Consider the following 15855-nt stretch of genomic DNA (forward strand, 5'->3'; position numbering starts at 1 on the left):
CTCGTTGTCCGGTACCCACACGTCCGGCGCTTCCATCCCCTGCAGGCCGCTCGCGCGATCAACATCTTCTACTACTACGCCGAGAAGGCGATGGACTACGCTGGCGAGGCCAGCAATCCGAGTGCTACCGGCCAAAATCTCTACACCGTCCGGGAGCCGATGGGCGTCGCGGGCCTGATCGTGCCGTGGAACTACCCGATCGCGATCCCCTCCTGGAAGATGGCCCCCGCGCTTGCGACGGGCAACACCGTGGTCTGTAAGCTCTCGCGGGACGCCCCGACGGTCTTTTTGAAGGTCACGGAGTGTCTCGCCGAGGCTGCCGAGGCGGTCGACGCCCCCGATGGTGTCGTCAACGTCCTGACCGGGAGCGGCAGCGAAATCGGCACCCCGATCGTCGAACACGACGAGGTCGACGCAGTCTCCTTCACGGGGAGCCGGTCGGTCGGAGACATGATTTACGAGCAGGCCACCGACGCCCACAAGCGCGTCCAGACCGAACTCGGCTCGAAAAATCCCACCGTCGTGACCGAGAGCGCCGACGTCAAGGAGGCAGCCCAGATCGTCGGCGGCGGTGCATTCGGCGTCACCGGCCAGGCGTGTACGGCGACCGAGCGAGTGATCGTCCACGAGTCGATCGAAGAGGAGTTCGTCGACGCCCTCTGTGAGTACGCCGAGTCGATCGAGATCGGTCCCGCTCTCGACGGGGCGGACATGGGTCCCCAGGCGAACGAGGGCGAGCTCGAAGGCACCCTCGACGACGTCGAGACTGCCAAAGAGGAAGGCGCGACCGTCGAGTACGGTGGCAGCCGGCCCGACGGCGACGAGTACGAGAACGGCTACTTCGTCGAACCGACGATCCTCTCTGGCCTCGATTCGGATGCGACCGTGATGCAGGAGGAGGTGTTCGGTCCCTTCGTCGGGATCATGACCGTGAGCGATCTCGACGAGGCAATCGAGCTGGCGAACGACGTCGAGTTCGGACTGGCGGCCGGGATCGTCACCAATGACCACACGCAGGCTAACCGCTTCGTCGACGAGGTCGACTTCGGCGTCGTGAAGGTCAACGAGGCCACCACCGGCCTCGAACTCCACGTTCCCTTCGGCGGGATGAACGCCTCTTCCTCCGAGACCTACCGCGAGCAGGGCGAGGAGGGGATGGACTACTTCACCATCATCAAAACCGTCTACGACAACTATTAAGACCCACTTTTTTGGACGGGGGAATCGCGCTCGCTGCGCTCGCGCTCAACCCCCGTCCAAAAACCTGGACTAAAAACACCTGCTCACTCCCTCGCTCCGCTCGGTCGCTTCGCGGTAGAACTGCTGGCGCTCTCCGCGACCGCCCCGCAACCGTACAGCACCGCAGAAGCCCTCACTCGCTTCGCTCGTTCGCCCTTCATCCACCAGGCTCGCACCGCGGCTGCACCGCCACCGCGCCGCCGCCGCAACCGCCTGCGGCGGTCGCGTCAGTCGTCACCGAGGGTGGCTCTGCCAGACCCGGGTCCCGAGCACAGAACAGGGACGACCCGGATCACGACGTACAGCCCCGCGGTCGCGATCGCTGTCTGGACGAAGGCGGCGACGAGAAACGAGGGGATGGTCAAAATCCTGAAGACGCTGAACGGCAGCGCAACGAGGGTAGCGAGACCGACCCAGGCGAGAACCGGAACCGCGACCACGGTACTCTCGTCGAGGAGCCCTCGGAGGTCACCCGACAAGCGGATCGGTCGGGTTTCGCGGGCGAGGGCGACACCGCGGGAGACCACGAACACCGCCGCCGTGGCGGTTCCGACGATCCGAAACCCGGTCGAGAGCGTCCCGAGAAACGACCCACTCGCGATCGCTGCGACGAGCGCACCCAGCACGTACCACGCAGACAGCAGTCCACCGAGGGGAACACTCTCTTTGAGCAGGCGACGGGAGTCGAGTGACATACACCTCCATGCTGTCAGAGAAAAATAATCCCATCGATCAAGCGACGGTTCCAACGTCGGTTCCGGGTTTCGAGTGCAGGCAACAGCGGTGAGATGGCTGCGGACGATAGTACCGTGCCATGACCACGAACAGCGAGGAAATCGGCTGCCGGCAGTCCGCTACCGACCGCGCCCGCGGGTCGGTCGTCCTGCTTTCCGGGATGACCGACGCCGGGAGTGCGCCGATGGTCGGGGAGGGTTGGCGATGAGCGACGCAGCATCGAACGGGTCGATCCGCGACCGGAGTGGCGGCGACCGGCTTCGGCTGTGGCTCCTGCTCGATGCGGATCGGCGGTTGCTCACGGGACTGCTCACGTTCGGGCTCTTCCTCACGATCATGATCGTCGGCGCGATCAACACGACGCCACTCCGAGTGATGGTGCGCGAGGGAACCCATCTCGAACGCCTGTTCCAGTCGTTCACGATGTCGCTGATCACGGGGATCACCATCGTCGTCGGGCTCAATCAGCTCGTCCTCTCACAGGAAATGGGATCGCTCGACGAACAGCGCGACCGGATGGCCGGGGCGATGGAGTTCCGTCTCGACGCCGAGGAGCTGATCGGCTCGGTCACGTCCCCCGAACCCGGCTCGTTCATGCGAACGTTCGTCACCTCGTGCACCGACCACGGGACGAAGCTTCAAAGCGTGACGGACGGAAACACGGACCGCGAGCTTCGGGACGACATCGCGGACCTCGTCGACCGACTCCACGCACAATCAGCCGCAGTCGACGACCGGCTGGACGACGCTCAGTTCGGCCGTTTCGAGGTCGTGCGGGCAATCCTGAACTACAACTACTCGTGGCTGGTGTATCGAACGCGCTCGATTCGGGCGGAGCACGCGGAGTCGCTCGACGAGGACGAACGCGCCGCGTTCGACGACCTCGTCGAGGTGCTGGAGCTGTTCGGGCCCGCCCGCCAGCACTTCAAGGCGCTGTACTTCCGATGGGAGTTGGTGAACTTCTCGCGAACGATCCTCTACATCGGGGTTCCTGCGCTCGCCATCTCGATCCTGTCGCTCGTGTATCTGGACCCGAACTCGTTTCCCGGCACGACGGCCGGCGTCGACAACCTCGTTCTGGTCGTCAGCGCCGCCACCGCAGTCGCCGCGACGCCGTTCTTCCTCGTCGTGGCGTACATCGTTCGACTCGGAACAATCGCGAAGCGAACACTGACTGTCGGACCGTTCGTCCTCCGCGACGCACAGCAGTCCGGGGACCTCGACTTGGAGGGCTGAGATGGGTCGAACCGCCCCCGATACGAAACCGATCGACCGGCGACGGGCACTGTCCCTCCTCGGTAGCGGGCTCGCGGTCGCCGTCGTCGGCTGTAGCGGACGGAGCACACAGTCGATCGAGTACGAGGAGAACGCCACCGTCGGCGACCTCCCGACCCCGGCCGCGAACGCGTCCGATCCGAGCGTGGCGATCGCGGCGAGTGCACGGGCCGAACGCCACGGCGACAGCTACGCCGCCGACCTCGACGCGCTCTCGCTCCGCAGCCACGAACCCGGCGTCACGGACGACTACCGGGGTCTGGTGATCGAGGGAATCGTCGAGAACACCGGGAGCGTCACGGTTAGACGCGCCGAAGTCCGGGCCCGGGTTTTTGACACTGACGGCGCGCAGCTCGGGGTCTATCTCGACAGCACGTCGGACCTCACTGCCGGTACTCGGTGGCGTTTCGATGTCGTCGTGCTTGAAGACCCCGAAACCGTCGGCTCGTACGACATCGTGGCGCTCGGATCGCTCGGGTAGTCCCCGCCGCGCCGACACGCGGGATGGGACGATGTCCTTTTCACCCACCCACGGCACGAGAGCGCATGAAGGCAGTCACGCTCGGTCCCGAAGGAACCTACTCCCATCGGGCGGCAGGGGCGATCGCCGACGAGGTCGAGTTCCGCGAATCGGTCACGGGGATCGTGGCGGCGGTCGCCGACGGCGCGGCCCCGCGGGGCGTGCTCCCGGTCGAGAACAGCATCGAGGGTTCCGTCACCGAGAGCCTCGACGCGCTCACCGAGTACGAGGTCGCGGTCGTCCGCGAACTCGTCACCCCGATCCGCCACGCGCTGCTCGCCCAGGGCTCCGACTTCGACACCGTAGCGAGTCACTCCCAGGCGCTCGCGCAGTGTCGGGCGTTCCTCGATGTCGAGTATCCCGACGTCGCGCTCGAAGCGGTCGCCTCCACCGCCCAGGGAGTCGAGCGCGCCCGCGAGGACCCGACGATAGCGGCGATCGCCCACCCCGACACCGCCGGCGACGACCTCTCGGTGCTCGCCGAGGGGATTCAGGACCAGGCCTCGAACGCCACGCGGTTCGTCGCGATCGCCCCGCGCGCCGAACGCTCCGAAGCCGGCGGGAAGACCTCGCTCGTCGTCTACCCGAACGACGACTATCCAGGACTTCTGCTCGATCTGCTCGAACCGTTCGCCGATCGAGGGATCAACCTCACCCGGGCCGAGTCGCGCCCGAGCGGCGAGCGCCTCGGAGATTACGTCTTCCACATCGATGTCGCCGCAGGGCTCTACGAGGAGCGCACTCAGGAGGCGGTCGAGGCCATCGAAGCCATCGCTGAGGAGGGCTGGGTCTGCCGGCTCGGCTCCTACGACACCGAACACGTCGTAGCGTGAGCGTGTCGTGGGTGCACACTCGGCTACCTGTCAAAGTTAAGTCCATCGCGGGCCTATACGGAACCGCCATGTCACGACGCAACCCCTTCGAGGAGATCGAGCAAATGTTCGAACGGATGAACCAGCAGCTCGGCCAGTTCAACGACATGCCGGTTCCCGGAACCCAGCAGCTCTCGGTCGACCTCGCCGATCGCGACGACGCGTTTGAGGTCACCGCCGACCTGCCCGGCTACGACCGCGAGGACATTGATCTCTCGGTGGCCGACCGCACCCTCCGGATCACCGCCGAGCGCGACGAATCCACCGAGGAGGGTGAGGGGAACTACCTCCGGCGCGAGCGCCGCCGTCACTCGGTCAGCCGCACCCTGTCGCTACCCGAGGACGTCGAGGAAGAGGAAGCGAACGCCACCTATACCAACGGTGTCCTGACGGTGACGCTGCCGAAGGCCACGGATCTCGACGACTCGCGCAGCATCAATATCGACTGACCGAGGAAGATTTCAGCCTCGACATCGGATCGGGGGTATGACGCTCGCAGCCGGTGACGCCGCGCCAGACGTAACAGCATTCAATCAGGACGGCGACCGCGTCGCGCCCGCCTTCGACGAGCCCACGGTCGTCTACTTTTACCCGCGCGACGACACCCCTGGCTGTACCATCGAAGCGAACCAATTCGAGCAGGAGTACGAGAGCTACCGCGAGGCCGGCGTCACGGTCTACGGCGTCTCGACCGATGACGTCGACTCCCACCGCGCGTTCGCCGACCAGGAGGACCTCGATTTCGACCTGCTCGCCGACCCCGACGGCGAGGTCGCCGACGCGTTCGGCGTCGACACGTCCAGCGGCGCGGCCGCACGGACGACGTTCGTCATCGACGACGGCGAGATCCAGCGGGTCTACACCGGCGTCGATCCCGATGGCCACGCCCGGACGGTGCTCGGGGACACGCTCGATGCGGGCCTCGCGACGCTCGACGACTGAGACGGGAAGCGGAGCAACGACGTCAAATCAGAGATCAGATGCGATCGTCCGAGCGGTCGCATCGGCGACGGCCCGCCAGTCGTCCGGGCGTTCACCGCCGCGTTTCGGCGGCTCGAGTTCGAACTCGATCGGCGTGTAGGTGAACCGATCGAGCGCGCCGCTCGCGACCCGACCGACGAACTCGGCGTTTTCCCGTTTCGCGGAGACACCGCCGCTCGTGAGGTCGTAGTAGCTAGTGAACGCCTGAAAGACGGCAACACGATCGGCGTCGGGTGTGTCGCTTGCGTCGGAAACGTTGTCCCTATCAAGCGCGCCCTCGGCGAGATGACGAAACAGTTTCGCGGTGTTGTCGGCGGGGTCGGCGCGTCGCCATTCGAGTTCGACGAGTACCCATTCCGCCGAACGGCGGCCGGCGATGTCGACCGGCGTTCCCGCGATCCGGCGTTCCGTTTCCCACTTGTAGCTGACGCACCGCTCCGCGAGCATATCACACAGCCGATTCTGGACCGCGGTGGCGAACGTACCCACGAGCTCGTGCAGTCGCCCATCACTCCTTTATTTTTTGGCGGCCACTGTGCGGACTATCCTTCGTGGATTTCGATCGCGGGTCGGCCCGGTCGGGCCTTGTTTGCGAGGTCGTCGGGAGCCTCCTCAGCTCGTTCGAGGACGATTTCGGCGTCAAACTCCCGATCGAGCAGCCACGACGCGCGGTCGAGTGCGTCGTACTCGCGCTCGGGGGCGAGCGTCGCCGAGAGCGCCTGTGGATTCGCGGCGAGATCCTTCGCGTAGTCGGCTGCGTCCTCGCCGTGCGTCCGGAGTTCCTCGTCGGTCATCACCGTTCCCACGACGTCGTCGTCGGCCTCGATCGCGACTCCGAGCGCACGATGTTTCCACTCGGGGGCGACGGCGACCTCGATCCGTTCGGGGTTCTCGATCCCGGCGACATCGAGGATGTCACGGACGTCTTCGCGGGTGTTCTCGACGAGGCGGCGCTCGGCGGTGTAGTCCTCGACACCGCCGTCGGGATCGGGCCACGCGGCCTCGGCCACGAACCCTTCGTTGTCAAGCGTCGCCCACGACTCCTCGGTGACGTGGGGCGCGACGGGCGCGAGCAGCCTGACCGCCGTCCGGAGCCCTCGCTCGAACGTTGCCGTGTCGGGGGTCGTGTACTCGCGGTACTGGCCGAGCAGCGAGACTAGGCCGCGCGCCTCCCGGAGTGCCTCGTTGAATCGGAACGCCTCGTACCCCTCGGTCGCCTCCGTGATCGTCGCATCGATCTCGCGGGCGACGTACGCATCGATCGGCCGATCGCCCGCGTCGGCCGTCGGGAAATCGCCGTCAGCGAACCCGCGGATCGTCTCGTATAGCCGGCGGATGAACTCGTTGCTCGACCGGACGCCGCGCTCGGTCCAGTCGAAGTCCTTGGAGGGACGAGCCGCACCCATCATGAACAGTCGGGCCGTGTCCGCGCCGTACTCTTCCATGATCTCGACGGGCGAAACCACGTTGCCCTTGCTGGACGACATTGCCGCCCCGTCGAGTTGGACCATCCCTTGGGGGAGGTAGTGCTCGAACGGCTCGTCGATGTCGAGTAGCTCCATGTCCGCAATCGCGCGGGTCACGAACCGTGAGTACAGCAGATGCATGACCGCGTGCTCGATCCCGCCGACGTACTCGTCGACCGGCAGCCAGTCGTTCGCGCGCTCGGTGTCGAACGGCACGTCCGCGCGGTCGGGCGAGGTGAATCGGAGGAAGTACCACGACGAGTCTACGAACGTGTCCATCGTGTCGGTCTCGCGCTCGGCCGGCGTACCACACTCGGGACACTCGGTTTCGACGAACGACTCGACCTCCTCGATCGGGTTGCCCGTCGGCGTCGGGACGAACTCCGGCAGCTCCACAGGAAGATCCTCGTCGGGGACCATGACCGGGCCGCACTCCTCGCAGTGGATCACCGGGATCGGCGTGCCCCAGTACCGCTGCCGACTGATGAGCCAGTCGCGCAGCCGGTATTGGGTGTGGTGAGCGGCAGAATCGACCGCCTCAATCAGCTGCTCGCGCGCCTCGGCGCTCGGCACGCCGTCGTACTTGCCGCTGTCGACCAGCACGCCGTCATCGGTGTAGGCCCCCTCTGAGATCTCCGCAGTGTCGCTTTCGCCCTCGTCCTCGGGTACGACGACCTGGCGAATCTCGATGTCGTACTCGGTCGCGAACTCGTGGTCACGCTCGTCGTGGCCCGGGACGCCCATCAGCGCGCCCGTCCCTACGTCGGCGAGCACGAAGTCGGCGACGTAGATCGGGATCTCCTCGCCAGTCGCGGGGTTCGTGGCGTACTCGCCGGTGAACACGCCGTTCTTCTCGTCGGTGTCGGCCTCGGGATCGAGCTCGTCGACCGCTGCGGCGAGGTCCGGGTCGTCGGCGACGATCTCCCGCGTCACCTCGTGATCCGGTGCGAGCGCGAAGAAGGTCGCGCCGTAGAGGGTATCGAGCCGCGTGGTAAAGACCTCGACAGGACCGTAGTCGGTGCCGAACTCCACGGTTGCACCGTCCTGACGGCCGATCCAGTTGCGCTGCATCCCCCGGACGCTCTCGGGCCACTGCTCCAAACTATCGATCCCGTCGAGCAGGTCGTCGGCGTACTCCGTGATCTTCAGGAACCACTGATCGAGCGTCCTGGTCTCGACGGGGGTGTCACACCGCCAGCAGACTTCGACGGCTCCGCCGTCTCCGTGAGGCCCCTCGGGGGTCTCTCCGGCCTCGGTCTCGACCTGCTCGTCGGCGAGCACGGTCTCGCAGGAGGGACACCAGTTAACCTCGCCGCCCTTGCGCTCGGCGAGGCCCTCCTCGTAAAAGCGCTTGAACAGCCACTGGTTCCAGCGGTAGTAGTCGGGTTCGCAGGTCGTGACTTCGCGCTCCCAGTCGTAGCCAAAGCCCATCGATTTCATCTGGCTGCGCATGGTGTCGATGCAGTCCATCGTCCACTCCCGGGGATGGATCTCGCGCTCGATCGCGGCGTTCTCCGCAGGGAGCCCGAACGAATCCCACCCCATCGGGTGAAGCACGCTTTCGCCCTGCATCCGCTTGTAGCGGGCGTAGGCGTCCGTAATGGTGTAGTTGCGGACGTGGCCCATGTGGAGGTCGCCCGACGGGTAGGGAAACATACTGAGGACGTAGCTCGGATCGGTGGCGTCGTCGGGGATGCGGAAGACGTCCGACTCCTCCCAGCGGGCCTGCCACTTCTGTTCGACGTCAGCGTGGTCGTAGGTGTCCTGTTGTTGCATGAGAGAGCCGCGTTGTCCGTCGTAACCGACGCATCCATCTATAGGTTGTCATCGACCACCGGAGAACCACCCGCTCCGGCCGCGACGTTCTTTATCACGCGACGCGTAGACGACGACATGAGCCAGGACGAATCCGACGATCCATCACTCCCGCGGAAAGCACTACGAACGGTCACTCCCCCGTCTCAGGGCCACCGCGACACCGAAATGGACGTCATCGGGTGGTCGATCCTCGTCGGCCTCCTGATCGTCGCGCTGCCGTTGCTGCCGGTGCTCGTGATCGTCTGGGTGCTGACGAGACTCTTTGATCGAGGCGCGGATCGAGCTACTGACTGACGAACGCGAACGACTCACCGTTGTCGTTCTCGCGGGCGTGCTCGTAGACCACGTGAGCGGTCGCTACGTCCTGGATCGCGAGGCCGGTGCTGTCGAACACCGAGATGCCGTCTTCGGGGGTGCGACCCGACGCTTCGCCGACGACGATCTCGCCGACCGCGCCGTCGATGTCGGCGTCGTCAATCACGCCGTCGGCGTACGGGATACTGATCTCGCCGGAGTGTGTCGTCTGAGCGTGGTCGTCGATCACGAGGCGGGCGTCGCGGAGGATTGCGGGATCGAGCTCCTGTTTGTCGGCGGCGTCGGCTCCCATCGCGTTGACGTGGGTGTGCTCGCCGAGGTCGTCCCGCGAGACGAGCGGTTCGGTGCTCGGGGTCACCGTAGAAAGCACGTCGCAGGCGGCAGCCTCCGGGATCGAGCCGCCGTGGACGTCGAACCGGTCGTCGAAATACTCGACGAACGCCGCGACCGCCTCGTCGTCGAGGTCCGCGACGACGATCTCCTCGATGTCCCGGACGGCGGCGATGGCTTCGACCTGGGTGTACGACTGGACGCCGGCTCCGACGAGGCCCAGCGTTCGAGCGTCCTCGCGGGCGAGGTAATCGGTCGCGACCGCGGCCGCCGCGCCGGTGCGCTGCATCGTGAGTTCGGTGCCGTCCATGATCGCGAGCGGGCGTGCGGTCTCAGGATCGGAGTAGATCATCGTCCCGAGCACTGTGGGAAGGTCGAACTTCTCGGGATTGTCGGGGTGGACGTTGACCCATTTGATGCCGGCGGCGTCCCACTCGCCAGCGTCGAGATAGGCGGGCATCGACCGGAAGTCGCCGTTGTACTCGGGAAGATCGATGTAGGATTTGGCCGGCATCTGGGCGTCGCCGCGCTCGTAGGCCGCGAACGCGTCCTCGACCGCCCGGATGACCTCGTCCATCCGTGCGTTCGCGTCGACTGCTGTCTGGTCCAACAGGAGCGTTTCCATACCGGCGATATCTGCGCGGCAGCCTTAATTCTACCACTCTCGGGGTCGCCACACCGATCGTGACCAATGAACGAAAAGACATTTTGCACGATGTGTCCGAAAGGCAGCATGCAGCGTGCCGTGGGAACGGTTCTTGTCGTCGTGCTGATCGTGCTTGCCGGCTGTAGTGGGGTGTTCGGTGGCGACGGTGGCGGCGAATCGACACCGACGGTCACGCCGATGACGGTTCCAACCGACGAGCCCACCCCGACGCCGGTACCACAGCTCGCGCCTGGACTTACGGGTCAGGGTATCGAGAACGCGAGCGCGCTCGTGGCAGCGCATAGCTCGTTTCTCCAGAATCGATCGTTCACCACGAGGACGAACGTGACTGGGCTGGCGACGAACGGCTCGGTCGTCATTCAACGAACGGATACGCTTCGTGCAGGACCACGGGGTGAGGGGGTGTATTCGGTCTCCGTAACGAACGGTAGTTATCGGTATGTGTCTCCGGAGACCGTTCCCGTTCGTACCGCAATTTGGACGAACGGCGAACGACTGCTGTTGAATCGAACGTACGCAAATGGAACCACGACGTACGAACGATACAGGGATAGTACAGAAGAACGGTATGGTGCTGCGGGAGCCGGACTCCGATACCGTCTCGAACCGTTCGATACCACTACCACTTCGGTAACGGAACGAGACCGCAACGGAACTACCCTGTATCTCGTTCGCGGGAAAATACGAAGCAATCAGACGTTCGGGCGAGAGAGTATGAGTCTCCGAATGCTCGTCGATCCCCAGGGTGTCATCCATAGCTATCGGATCGTCCAGCAGCCACAGAACAGCGAAAATCTCTCGCGTGTCGTCAGTACGACCCGATTTTCGTCCATCGGTGCGACCGATACGCCTACCCGACCGTCGTGGATCAACGAAGCGACGAACCGAACGACTCCGGTACCGAATCGGCTGTCCCCCTCGCCGAACGCGACGACCACCACAGCCACGACCACATCGGAACCGACGGCTAATCGGAACACGACGACAGCGGGCGATGTGACGACCCTCAATATTAGTAGCTGACGACACGGTTCTCTCAGCCAGACGCTCGACCCACAACAGCGGTGGTCCACGCCCAACGGACGCGCCAAAGTGGTGACTGGGACGATGAGATGACGCATATCGCGTCGCGGCGTGGTGTGTCGTCTTCACCTCAGAAACCGAGGTCGAGCACCTGATTACCGACGAGCGACACACAGATCACGGCGAGAAACACGACGAAGATCCCGAACGCAACCGCCCAGCCCGCAGCGTCCGCAACCGTTCCCACGACGACGCTTCCCGTCGCACTCAGCATCATGTACGTCGTCCGCACGAGACCGAACCCGGCACCGCGTTCGGCGGCCGAGAGATTGTCGACGAAGCGGGGTAAGAGTGCCGCACTCCAGCCCATCGCGATGCCGACACAGAAGATACCGGCGAGGAGGACACTCAATCGCGAGCCGAGGAGAAGCAGCATATAGCCACCGATCCCGAAGACTGCACAGAGGCCTGCGATCTCTTCGCGACCGTACCGGTCCGAGAGCGACCCGATACCGGGTTGTGTGAGCCCTTGGATGACGAAATACGCCGAGAACAGTGTACTGGCGAACGTCACCGAGTAGCCGTGATACGTGATCAGAAACGTCGGGAGAAACGACGCCGTCGCCTGCCAGATAAACTCGAACAGAAACGCGAGCACGGCAGTGAAGGCGATCTTCCGCCGGGAGAGGAGTTCGAGAACCGGTTCGAGCGCGAACCGGTCCGTCATCGACTGTTCGGGACGTGCGGGCTCCGTTGGACGCACCTTCCAGCGGAAGAGAACGAACACCGGTAACGCAGCGGCGGCTCCGAGCGCGATCGCCGCCCGCCAACCGAACCACTGACTGACGGCGGCCGCCGCGATCGGCGCTAGCAATCCCGCCAACGGTGCCCCGGAGTTGTGAAGCCCGATCGCGGTGCCGATGTTGTTCAACTCCCGGCTCAGCAGCGTCGTCGCAACGCTGTAATGCAACCCTGCAACGCCACCCAAAACCAGCGTGAGGACGAGAAAGACCGGCATCGATGGCGAGAGCGCGAGCAGCGCGCTGGCGACCGTTGTTAGCCCAACTGCTGCGAGGATGACGCGCCGCTCACCGTACCGATCGGCCAGGATGCCGCTCGGGAACTGTGCGAACGCGTACGCCATCCAGAGACCCGTCAGCGCGAGCCCGAGAATTCCCGTCGACGAATCGAACGTATCGACGATCTCCGGGACGACTGGACTGATGACCAATCGAGCAACCATCGTCGCGAAGAACGCGAGCGTACAGAGGACGACGAGCGTCACCCGATAGCCCCATACTCGACTCACTACTCGTAGTATCCACGTGGTCTGGTAAAACGTACTGACTCGCTACAGAACTTTTCGGGATGGTTACCAGAGAGAAGACCGCTCTCTCGGTGTGGATCGGTCCGCCCGACAACGAAAACTGCCGTCGGATCGATTGCCTCGAAACGCCGTTCGGATCTCTCTCGACGGTCTTTGAGCCGCCGGAGACGTTCGATGACTGTTTAGTGGAGAGTGGTGGTCGGGCCGAGCTTACATCATGCCGCCCATGCCACCCATACCGCCCATACCACCCATGCCGCCGGGTGCGCCACCGGGGCCGCCGGCGTCATCGCCGCCCTCGGTGGTGAGGTCGCCGGCGGAGATGATGTCGTCGATCTTGAGCACGAGGTTCGCGGCCTCGGTCGCACTCGACAGGGCTTGCTCCTTGGCGTGGGCGGGCTCGACGACGCCGGCCTCGTAGGTGTCCTCGACCTCGCCGTCGTAGACGTTCAGGCCCGCGTGCTCGTCGCCGGATTCGTGGGCCGAGCGGAGGTCGACGAGGGTGTCGATCGGATCGAGACCGGCGTTCTCCGAGAGCACCCGTGGAACGAGTTCGAGTGAGTCGGCGAACGCTTCGACTGCGAGCTGTTCGCGGCCACTCACGGAGTCGGCGTACTCGCGAAGCCGGGAGGCGAGCTCGACCTCGATTGCGCCGCCGCCGGCGAGCACGCGCCCGTCCGAAACCGTCTGGGCGACGACTTCGAGCGCGTCCGTAATGCCGCGTTCGAGTTCGTCGACCACGTGGTCGGTCGAGCCGCGGAGGAGGATCGTGACGCCGTGGGAGTCCTCGCCCTCGACGTAGAACAGCCCGGCGTCCTCGTCGCGGGTGACCGAGCCAGTACCGAGGTTGTCGGCGCGCGCGCTGTCGAGATCGGAGACGATGTTCGCCCCGAGAACCTCCTTCAGGAACTCGATGTCGGACTTCTTCGCCCGGCGGACGGCCAGAATGCCCTCTTTCGCGAGGTAGTGCTGGGCGAGGTCGTCGATGCCCTTCTGGCAGAAGACGACGTCGGCACCGGTCTCTTTGATCTGCTCGACCTTGGCTTTGAGCTGCTCGTCCTCCTGGTCGAGGAACTGCTGGAGCTGGTTCGGATCGGAGAGGCTGACCTGGGAGTCGACGTTCGCCTCCTCGACCTCGACGGCCTCGCTCAACAGGAGCACCGAGGCGTCCTCGGCCTCGGATGGCATGTTGTCGTGAACCGGGTCCTTGCTGATGACCGCGCCGTCGAGGAGCGTGGAATCGCCCACCGACTGGCCGGTCTGGGTCTCGATGTTGACGTACTCGAGGTCGACGACGTTCTCGCCGGTCTCGGTCTCGACGGTCACATTTTGAACCGCGTCGACGATGAGGTTCGCGAGCTGTTCCTTGTTCGATTCGGCTCCCTTGCCGGTCATCGAGGTCTCGGCGACCTTGCGGACCCGCTCGGTGTCGTCAGCGTCGATCTCCTCGGCGAGCTCGCCGATCTCCGCGCGAGCCTGCTCGCTCGCCATCTGGAGGCCCTTGATGATCGCCGTCGGGTGGATGTCCTGTTCGAGGAGCCCCTCGGCGTTCTTGAGGAGTTCGCCCGCGACCGCGACCGCCGTCGTGGTGCCATCGCCCGCCTCGTCCTCCTGGGTCTCGGCGACCTCGACGATCATCTCGGCGGTCGGGTTGTTGATGTCCATCTCGGTCAGGATGGTGACGCCGTCGTTCGTCACGGTGACGTCGCCCATCGAGGAGACGAGCATCTTGTCCATCCCCTTCGGTCCGAGTGTCGACCGGACCGAATCCGATACTGCTCGTGCTGCGTTGATGTTGTGGGACTGTGCGTCCTCGTCCTGGACGCGCTGGGAGTCGTCGCCCATGATGATCATGGGTTGGCCCTGCATTCGCTGACTCATGATTCACCGACCGATTGAATGTGCTTCTATAAAAAACTATCTATCGCTACCGAAGCGAGCCCGAGGACGCTCACGAATAGGAGAGACGCAAACCGCCCGATGGTGTGCTCACGAACGACGGATCATGTGAAGTGTTATCAGTAGATGTGACCCGAGCCACGCTCTCGGCGACCGGAATTTAAATACATCCATGACGTTCCTCGGACGAATGCCGTACCCGAACAGTCCGGGCAAACACGACTGGGAGGCGCTGATCACGCCGCGAGCGAGTCTCGACTACTTCCACGACGAGCCGGACCCGGTACCGAAATCGCTCGTCCTGTGTTTCCACGACGGACTTCTCGACCACGTTGCCGAGAGCTACGCCGTCACCGGGTTCGAGACGTGGGATACGGGGTACGCACTTGACACCACCGATGGGCGGGTCGGGATCGTTCGCGTGCCTGGCGTCGGCGCGCCGGTGACCCCCCTCGTGATGGAGAAACTGATCGCCCGCGGGGCCGATCGGTTCCTCGCGCTCGGACACGTCGGCAGCCTCCGGCCGGACGTGGTGCTCGGCGATCTGGTTATCGTCGATCGCGCGCTGCGCGACGAGGGAACCTCGCATCACTACCTCGATGCTGGGACGTACGTCGACGCGACACCCGCGCTGTGTGGCCAACTCGAAGCCGCACTCGATGCGGTCGACGACACCTACCACACCGGCCCGACGTGGACCACGGACGCGATCTACCGGGAAACGGTTCCCGAAATCGAACGCTATCGTGAGGACGGGATCGTGACGGTGGACATGGAGGCCGCGGCGGTGTTTGCGATCGCGGAGCGTCGCGGCGTCGATGCGAGCGCACTGTTCACCATCAGCGACCATCTCGACCCATCGGGCTGGGAGCCCCGGTTCGCCGAGACGGACGAACACCTCGAACGCGCGTTCGCGCGGGCCGTCGCGGCGCTCACTGGGTGACTCACTCGACGGGTTCCTTCCAGTGGATAGTCACAGTCCCGATCACGAAGTCGTCGCCCGTGCTGGCGTCGCGGACGAACCGGAGCGTGTTGGTGCCCTCCACGAGGTCCGCGCCGGTGATCGGATCCATCCAGTACTGCCAGCCGTCGGCGGGCGGGATGTCGAAGCCCGTGAGCGCGTCGCCATTGACGAGGATTTCGTGATCGTACGCCGAGATATCGAAGATCTGGAGCTCGAGGTACGGGTCGATGACCGGCTCGGTGGGAACGGTGAACTCGAACTCCGAGGAGCGGTGGTTACCGACGAACTCCGCCCACGACACGTCGAGTCCGTCCGCGCTGTCGCCGAGGTGTTCTTGGACGGTGAGGAGCGCGTAGTTCGCGCGGGTGGGCTGATCCATCGTGTGCGTTCTCGCCTGCTGGGGACCTAAATCCGCCGTCTCCAC

At 64.8% G+C, this 15855-nt stretch carries 16 protein-coding genes and 1 pseudogene (1 of these 17 only partly in view); 10 read left to right on the forward strand and 7 right to left on the reverse strand.

What is annotated here, in order from left to right; genetic code table 11:
- Positions 1 to 1200, forward strand: a pseudogene (locus tag C449_RS02825) (aldehyde dehydrogenase family protein) (it extends 223 nt beyond the left edge of the window).
- Positions 1201 to 1466: 266 nt separating this feature from the next.
- On the opposite strand, the gene C449_RS02830 reads toward C449_RS02825, so the two are convergent.
- Positions 1467 to 1934, reverse strand: a complete 468-nt coding sequence (locus C449_RS02830) for a hypothetical protein (RefSeq protein WP_006076398.1) — start codon at positions 1932 to 1934, stop codon at positions 1467 to 1469.
- A gap of 119 nt (positions 1935 to 2053) precedes the next feature.
- On the opposite strand from C449_RS02830, the gene C449_RS18800 reads away from it, so the two are divergent.
- From C449_RS18800 to C449_RS02855, 6 genes are all read left to right on the forward strand, one after another.
- Positions 2054 to 2182, forward strand: a complete 129-nt coding sequence (locus C449_RS18800; RefSeq protein ID WP_275039160.1) for a hypothetical protein — start codon at positions 2054 to 2056, stop codon at positions 2180 to 2182.
- Positions 2179 to 3210 carry a hypothetical protein gene (locus C449_RS02835; RefSeq protein WP_006076399.1) on the forward strand — a complete coding sequence of 344 codons (1032 nt, stop codon included), beginning with the start codon at positions 2179 to 2181 and terminating at the stop codon, positions 3208 to 3210. The genes C449_RS18800 and C449_RS02835 overlap by 4 nt, the downstream gene beginning before the upstream one ends.
- Before the next feature lies 1 nt (position 3211).
- Entirely contained in the window at positions 3212 to 3730 is a 519-nt protein-coding gene (locus C449_RS02840; RefSeq protein WP_006076400.1) for an FxLYD domain-containing protein, read from the forward strand.
- 65 nt (positions 3731 to 3795) lie between these two features.
- Positions 3796 to 4602, forward strand: coding sequence for a prephenate dehydratase (gene pheA, locus C449_RS02845; protein WP_006076401.1), 807 nt, complete (start codon positions 3796 to 3798; stop codon positions 4600 to 4602).
- Positions 4603 to 4670: 68 nt separating this feature from the next.
- Complete coding sequence (locus tag C449_RS02850; RefSeq protein ID WP_006076402.1) at positions 4671 to 5090, forward strand: Hsp20/alpha crystallin family protein; 420 nt, start codon at positions 4671 to 4673, stop codon at positions 5088 to 5090.
- Positions 5091 to 5127: 37 nt separating this feature from the next.
- A complete protein-coding gene (locus C449_RS02855) occupies positions 5128 to 5583 on the forward strand; it encodes a peroxiredoxin (protein WP_006076403.1) in 456 nt (151 codons plus the stop codon).
- Positions 5584 to 5610: 27 nt separating this feature from the next.
- On the opposite strand, the gene C449_RS02860 is transcribed toward C449_RS02855, so the two are convergent.
- Together C449_RS02860 and leuS are read right to left on the reverse strand one after the other, a co-directional pair.
- Entirely contained in the window at positions 5611 to 6111 is a 501-nt protein-coding gene (locus tag C449_RS02860; RefSeq protein WP_006076404.1) for a hypothetical protein, read from the reverse strand.
- Between the two features lie 53 nt (positions 6112 to 6164).
- A complete protein-coding gene (gene leuS / locus C449_RS02865; protein ID WP_006076405.1) occupies positions 6165 to 8864 on the reverse strand; it encodes a leucine--tRNA ligase in 2700 nt (899 codons plus the stop codon).
- A gap of 117 nt (positions 8865 to 8981) precedes the next feature.
- On the opposite strand from leuS, the gene C449_RS02870 reads away from it, so the two are divergent.
- Entirely contained in the window at positions 8982 to 9200 is a 219-nt protein-coding gene (locus tag C449_RS02870; protein ID WP_006076406.1) for a DUF7535 family protein, read from the forward strand.
- Here C449_RS02870 and C449_RS02875 read toward each other — a convergent pair.
- Entirely contained in the window at positions 9190 to 10176 is a 987-nt protein-coding gene (locus C449_RS02875; protein ID WP_006076407.1) for an alanine dehydrogenase, read from the reverse strand. The genes C449_RS02870 and C449_RS02875 overlap by 11 nt on opposite strands.
- A 108-nt stretch (positions 10177 to 10284) precedes the next feature.
- Between C449_RS02875 and C449_RS02880 the strand changes: the two genes are divergently transcribed.
- On the forward strand, positions 10285 to 11241 hold the full coding sequence (locus C449_RS02880; protein WP_006076408.1) for a hypothetical protein: 957 nt from the start codon (positions 10285 to 10287) through the stop codon (positions 11239 to 11241).
- A 130-nt stretch (positions 11242 to 11371) separates the two neighbouring features.
- Here C449_RS02880 and C449_RS02885 read toward each other — a convergent pair whose 3' ends face one another.
- Positions 11372 to 12526 carry an MFS transporter gene (locus C449_RS02885; RefSeq protein WP_006076409.1) on the reverse strand — a complete coding sequence of 385 codons (1155 nt, stop codon included), beginning with the start codon at positions 12524 to 12526 and terminating at the stop codon, positions 11372 to 11374.
- Between the two features lie 252 nt (positions 12527 to 12778).
- Complete coding sequence (gene thsB / locus C449_RS02890) at positions 12779 to 14437, reverse strand: thermosome subunit beta (RefSeq protein ID WP_006076410.1); 1659 nt, start codon at positions 14435 to 14437, stop codon at positions 12779 to 12781.
- 202 nt (positions 14438 to 14639) lie between these two features.
- Between thsB and C449_RS02895 the strand changes: the two genes are divergently transcribed.
- A complete protein-coding gene (locus C449_RS02895) occupies positions 14640 to 15410 on the forward strand; it encodes a nucleoside phosphorylase (protein ID WP_006076411.1) in 771 nt (256 codons plus the stop codon).
- Between the two features lies 1 nt (position 15411).
- Here C449_RS02895 and C449_RS02900 read toward each other — a convergent pair whose 3' ends face one another.
- Positions 15412 to 15810, reverse strand: coding sequence for a DUF7383 domain-containing protein (locus C449_RS02900; protein WP_006076412.1), 399 nt, complete (start codon positions 15808 to 15810; stop codon positions 15412 to 15414).
- Positions 15811 to 15855: the final 45 nt, after the last annotated feature.

Origin of the sequence: Halococcus saccharolyticus DSM 5350, assembly GCF_000336915.1 — an archaeon.
GTDB lineage: Archaea > Halobacteriota > Halobacteria > Halobacteriales > Halococcaceae > Halococcus > Halococcus saccharolyticus.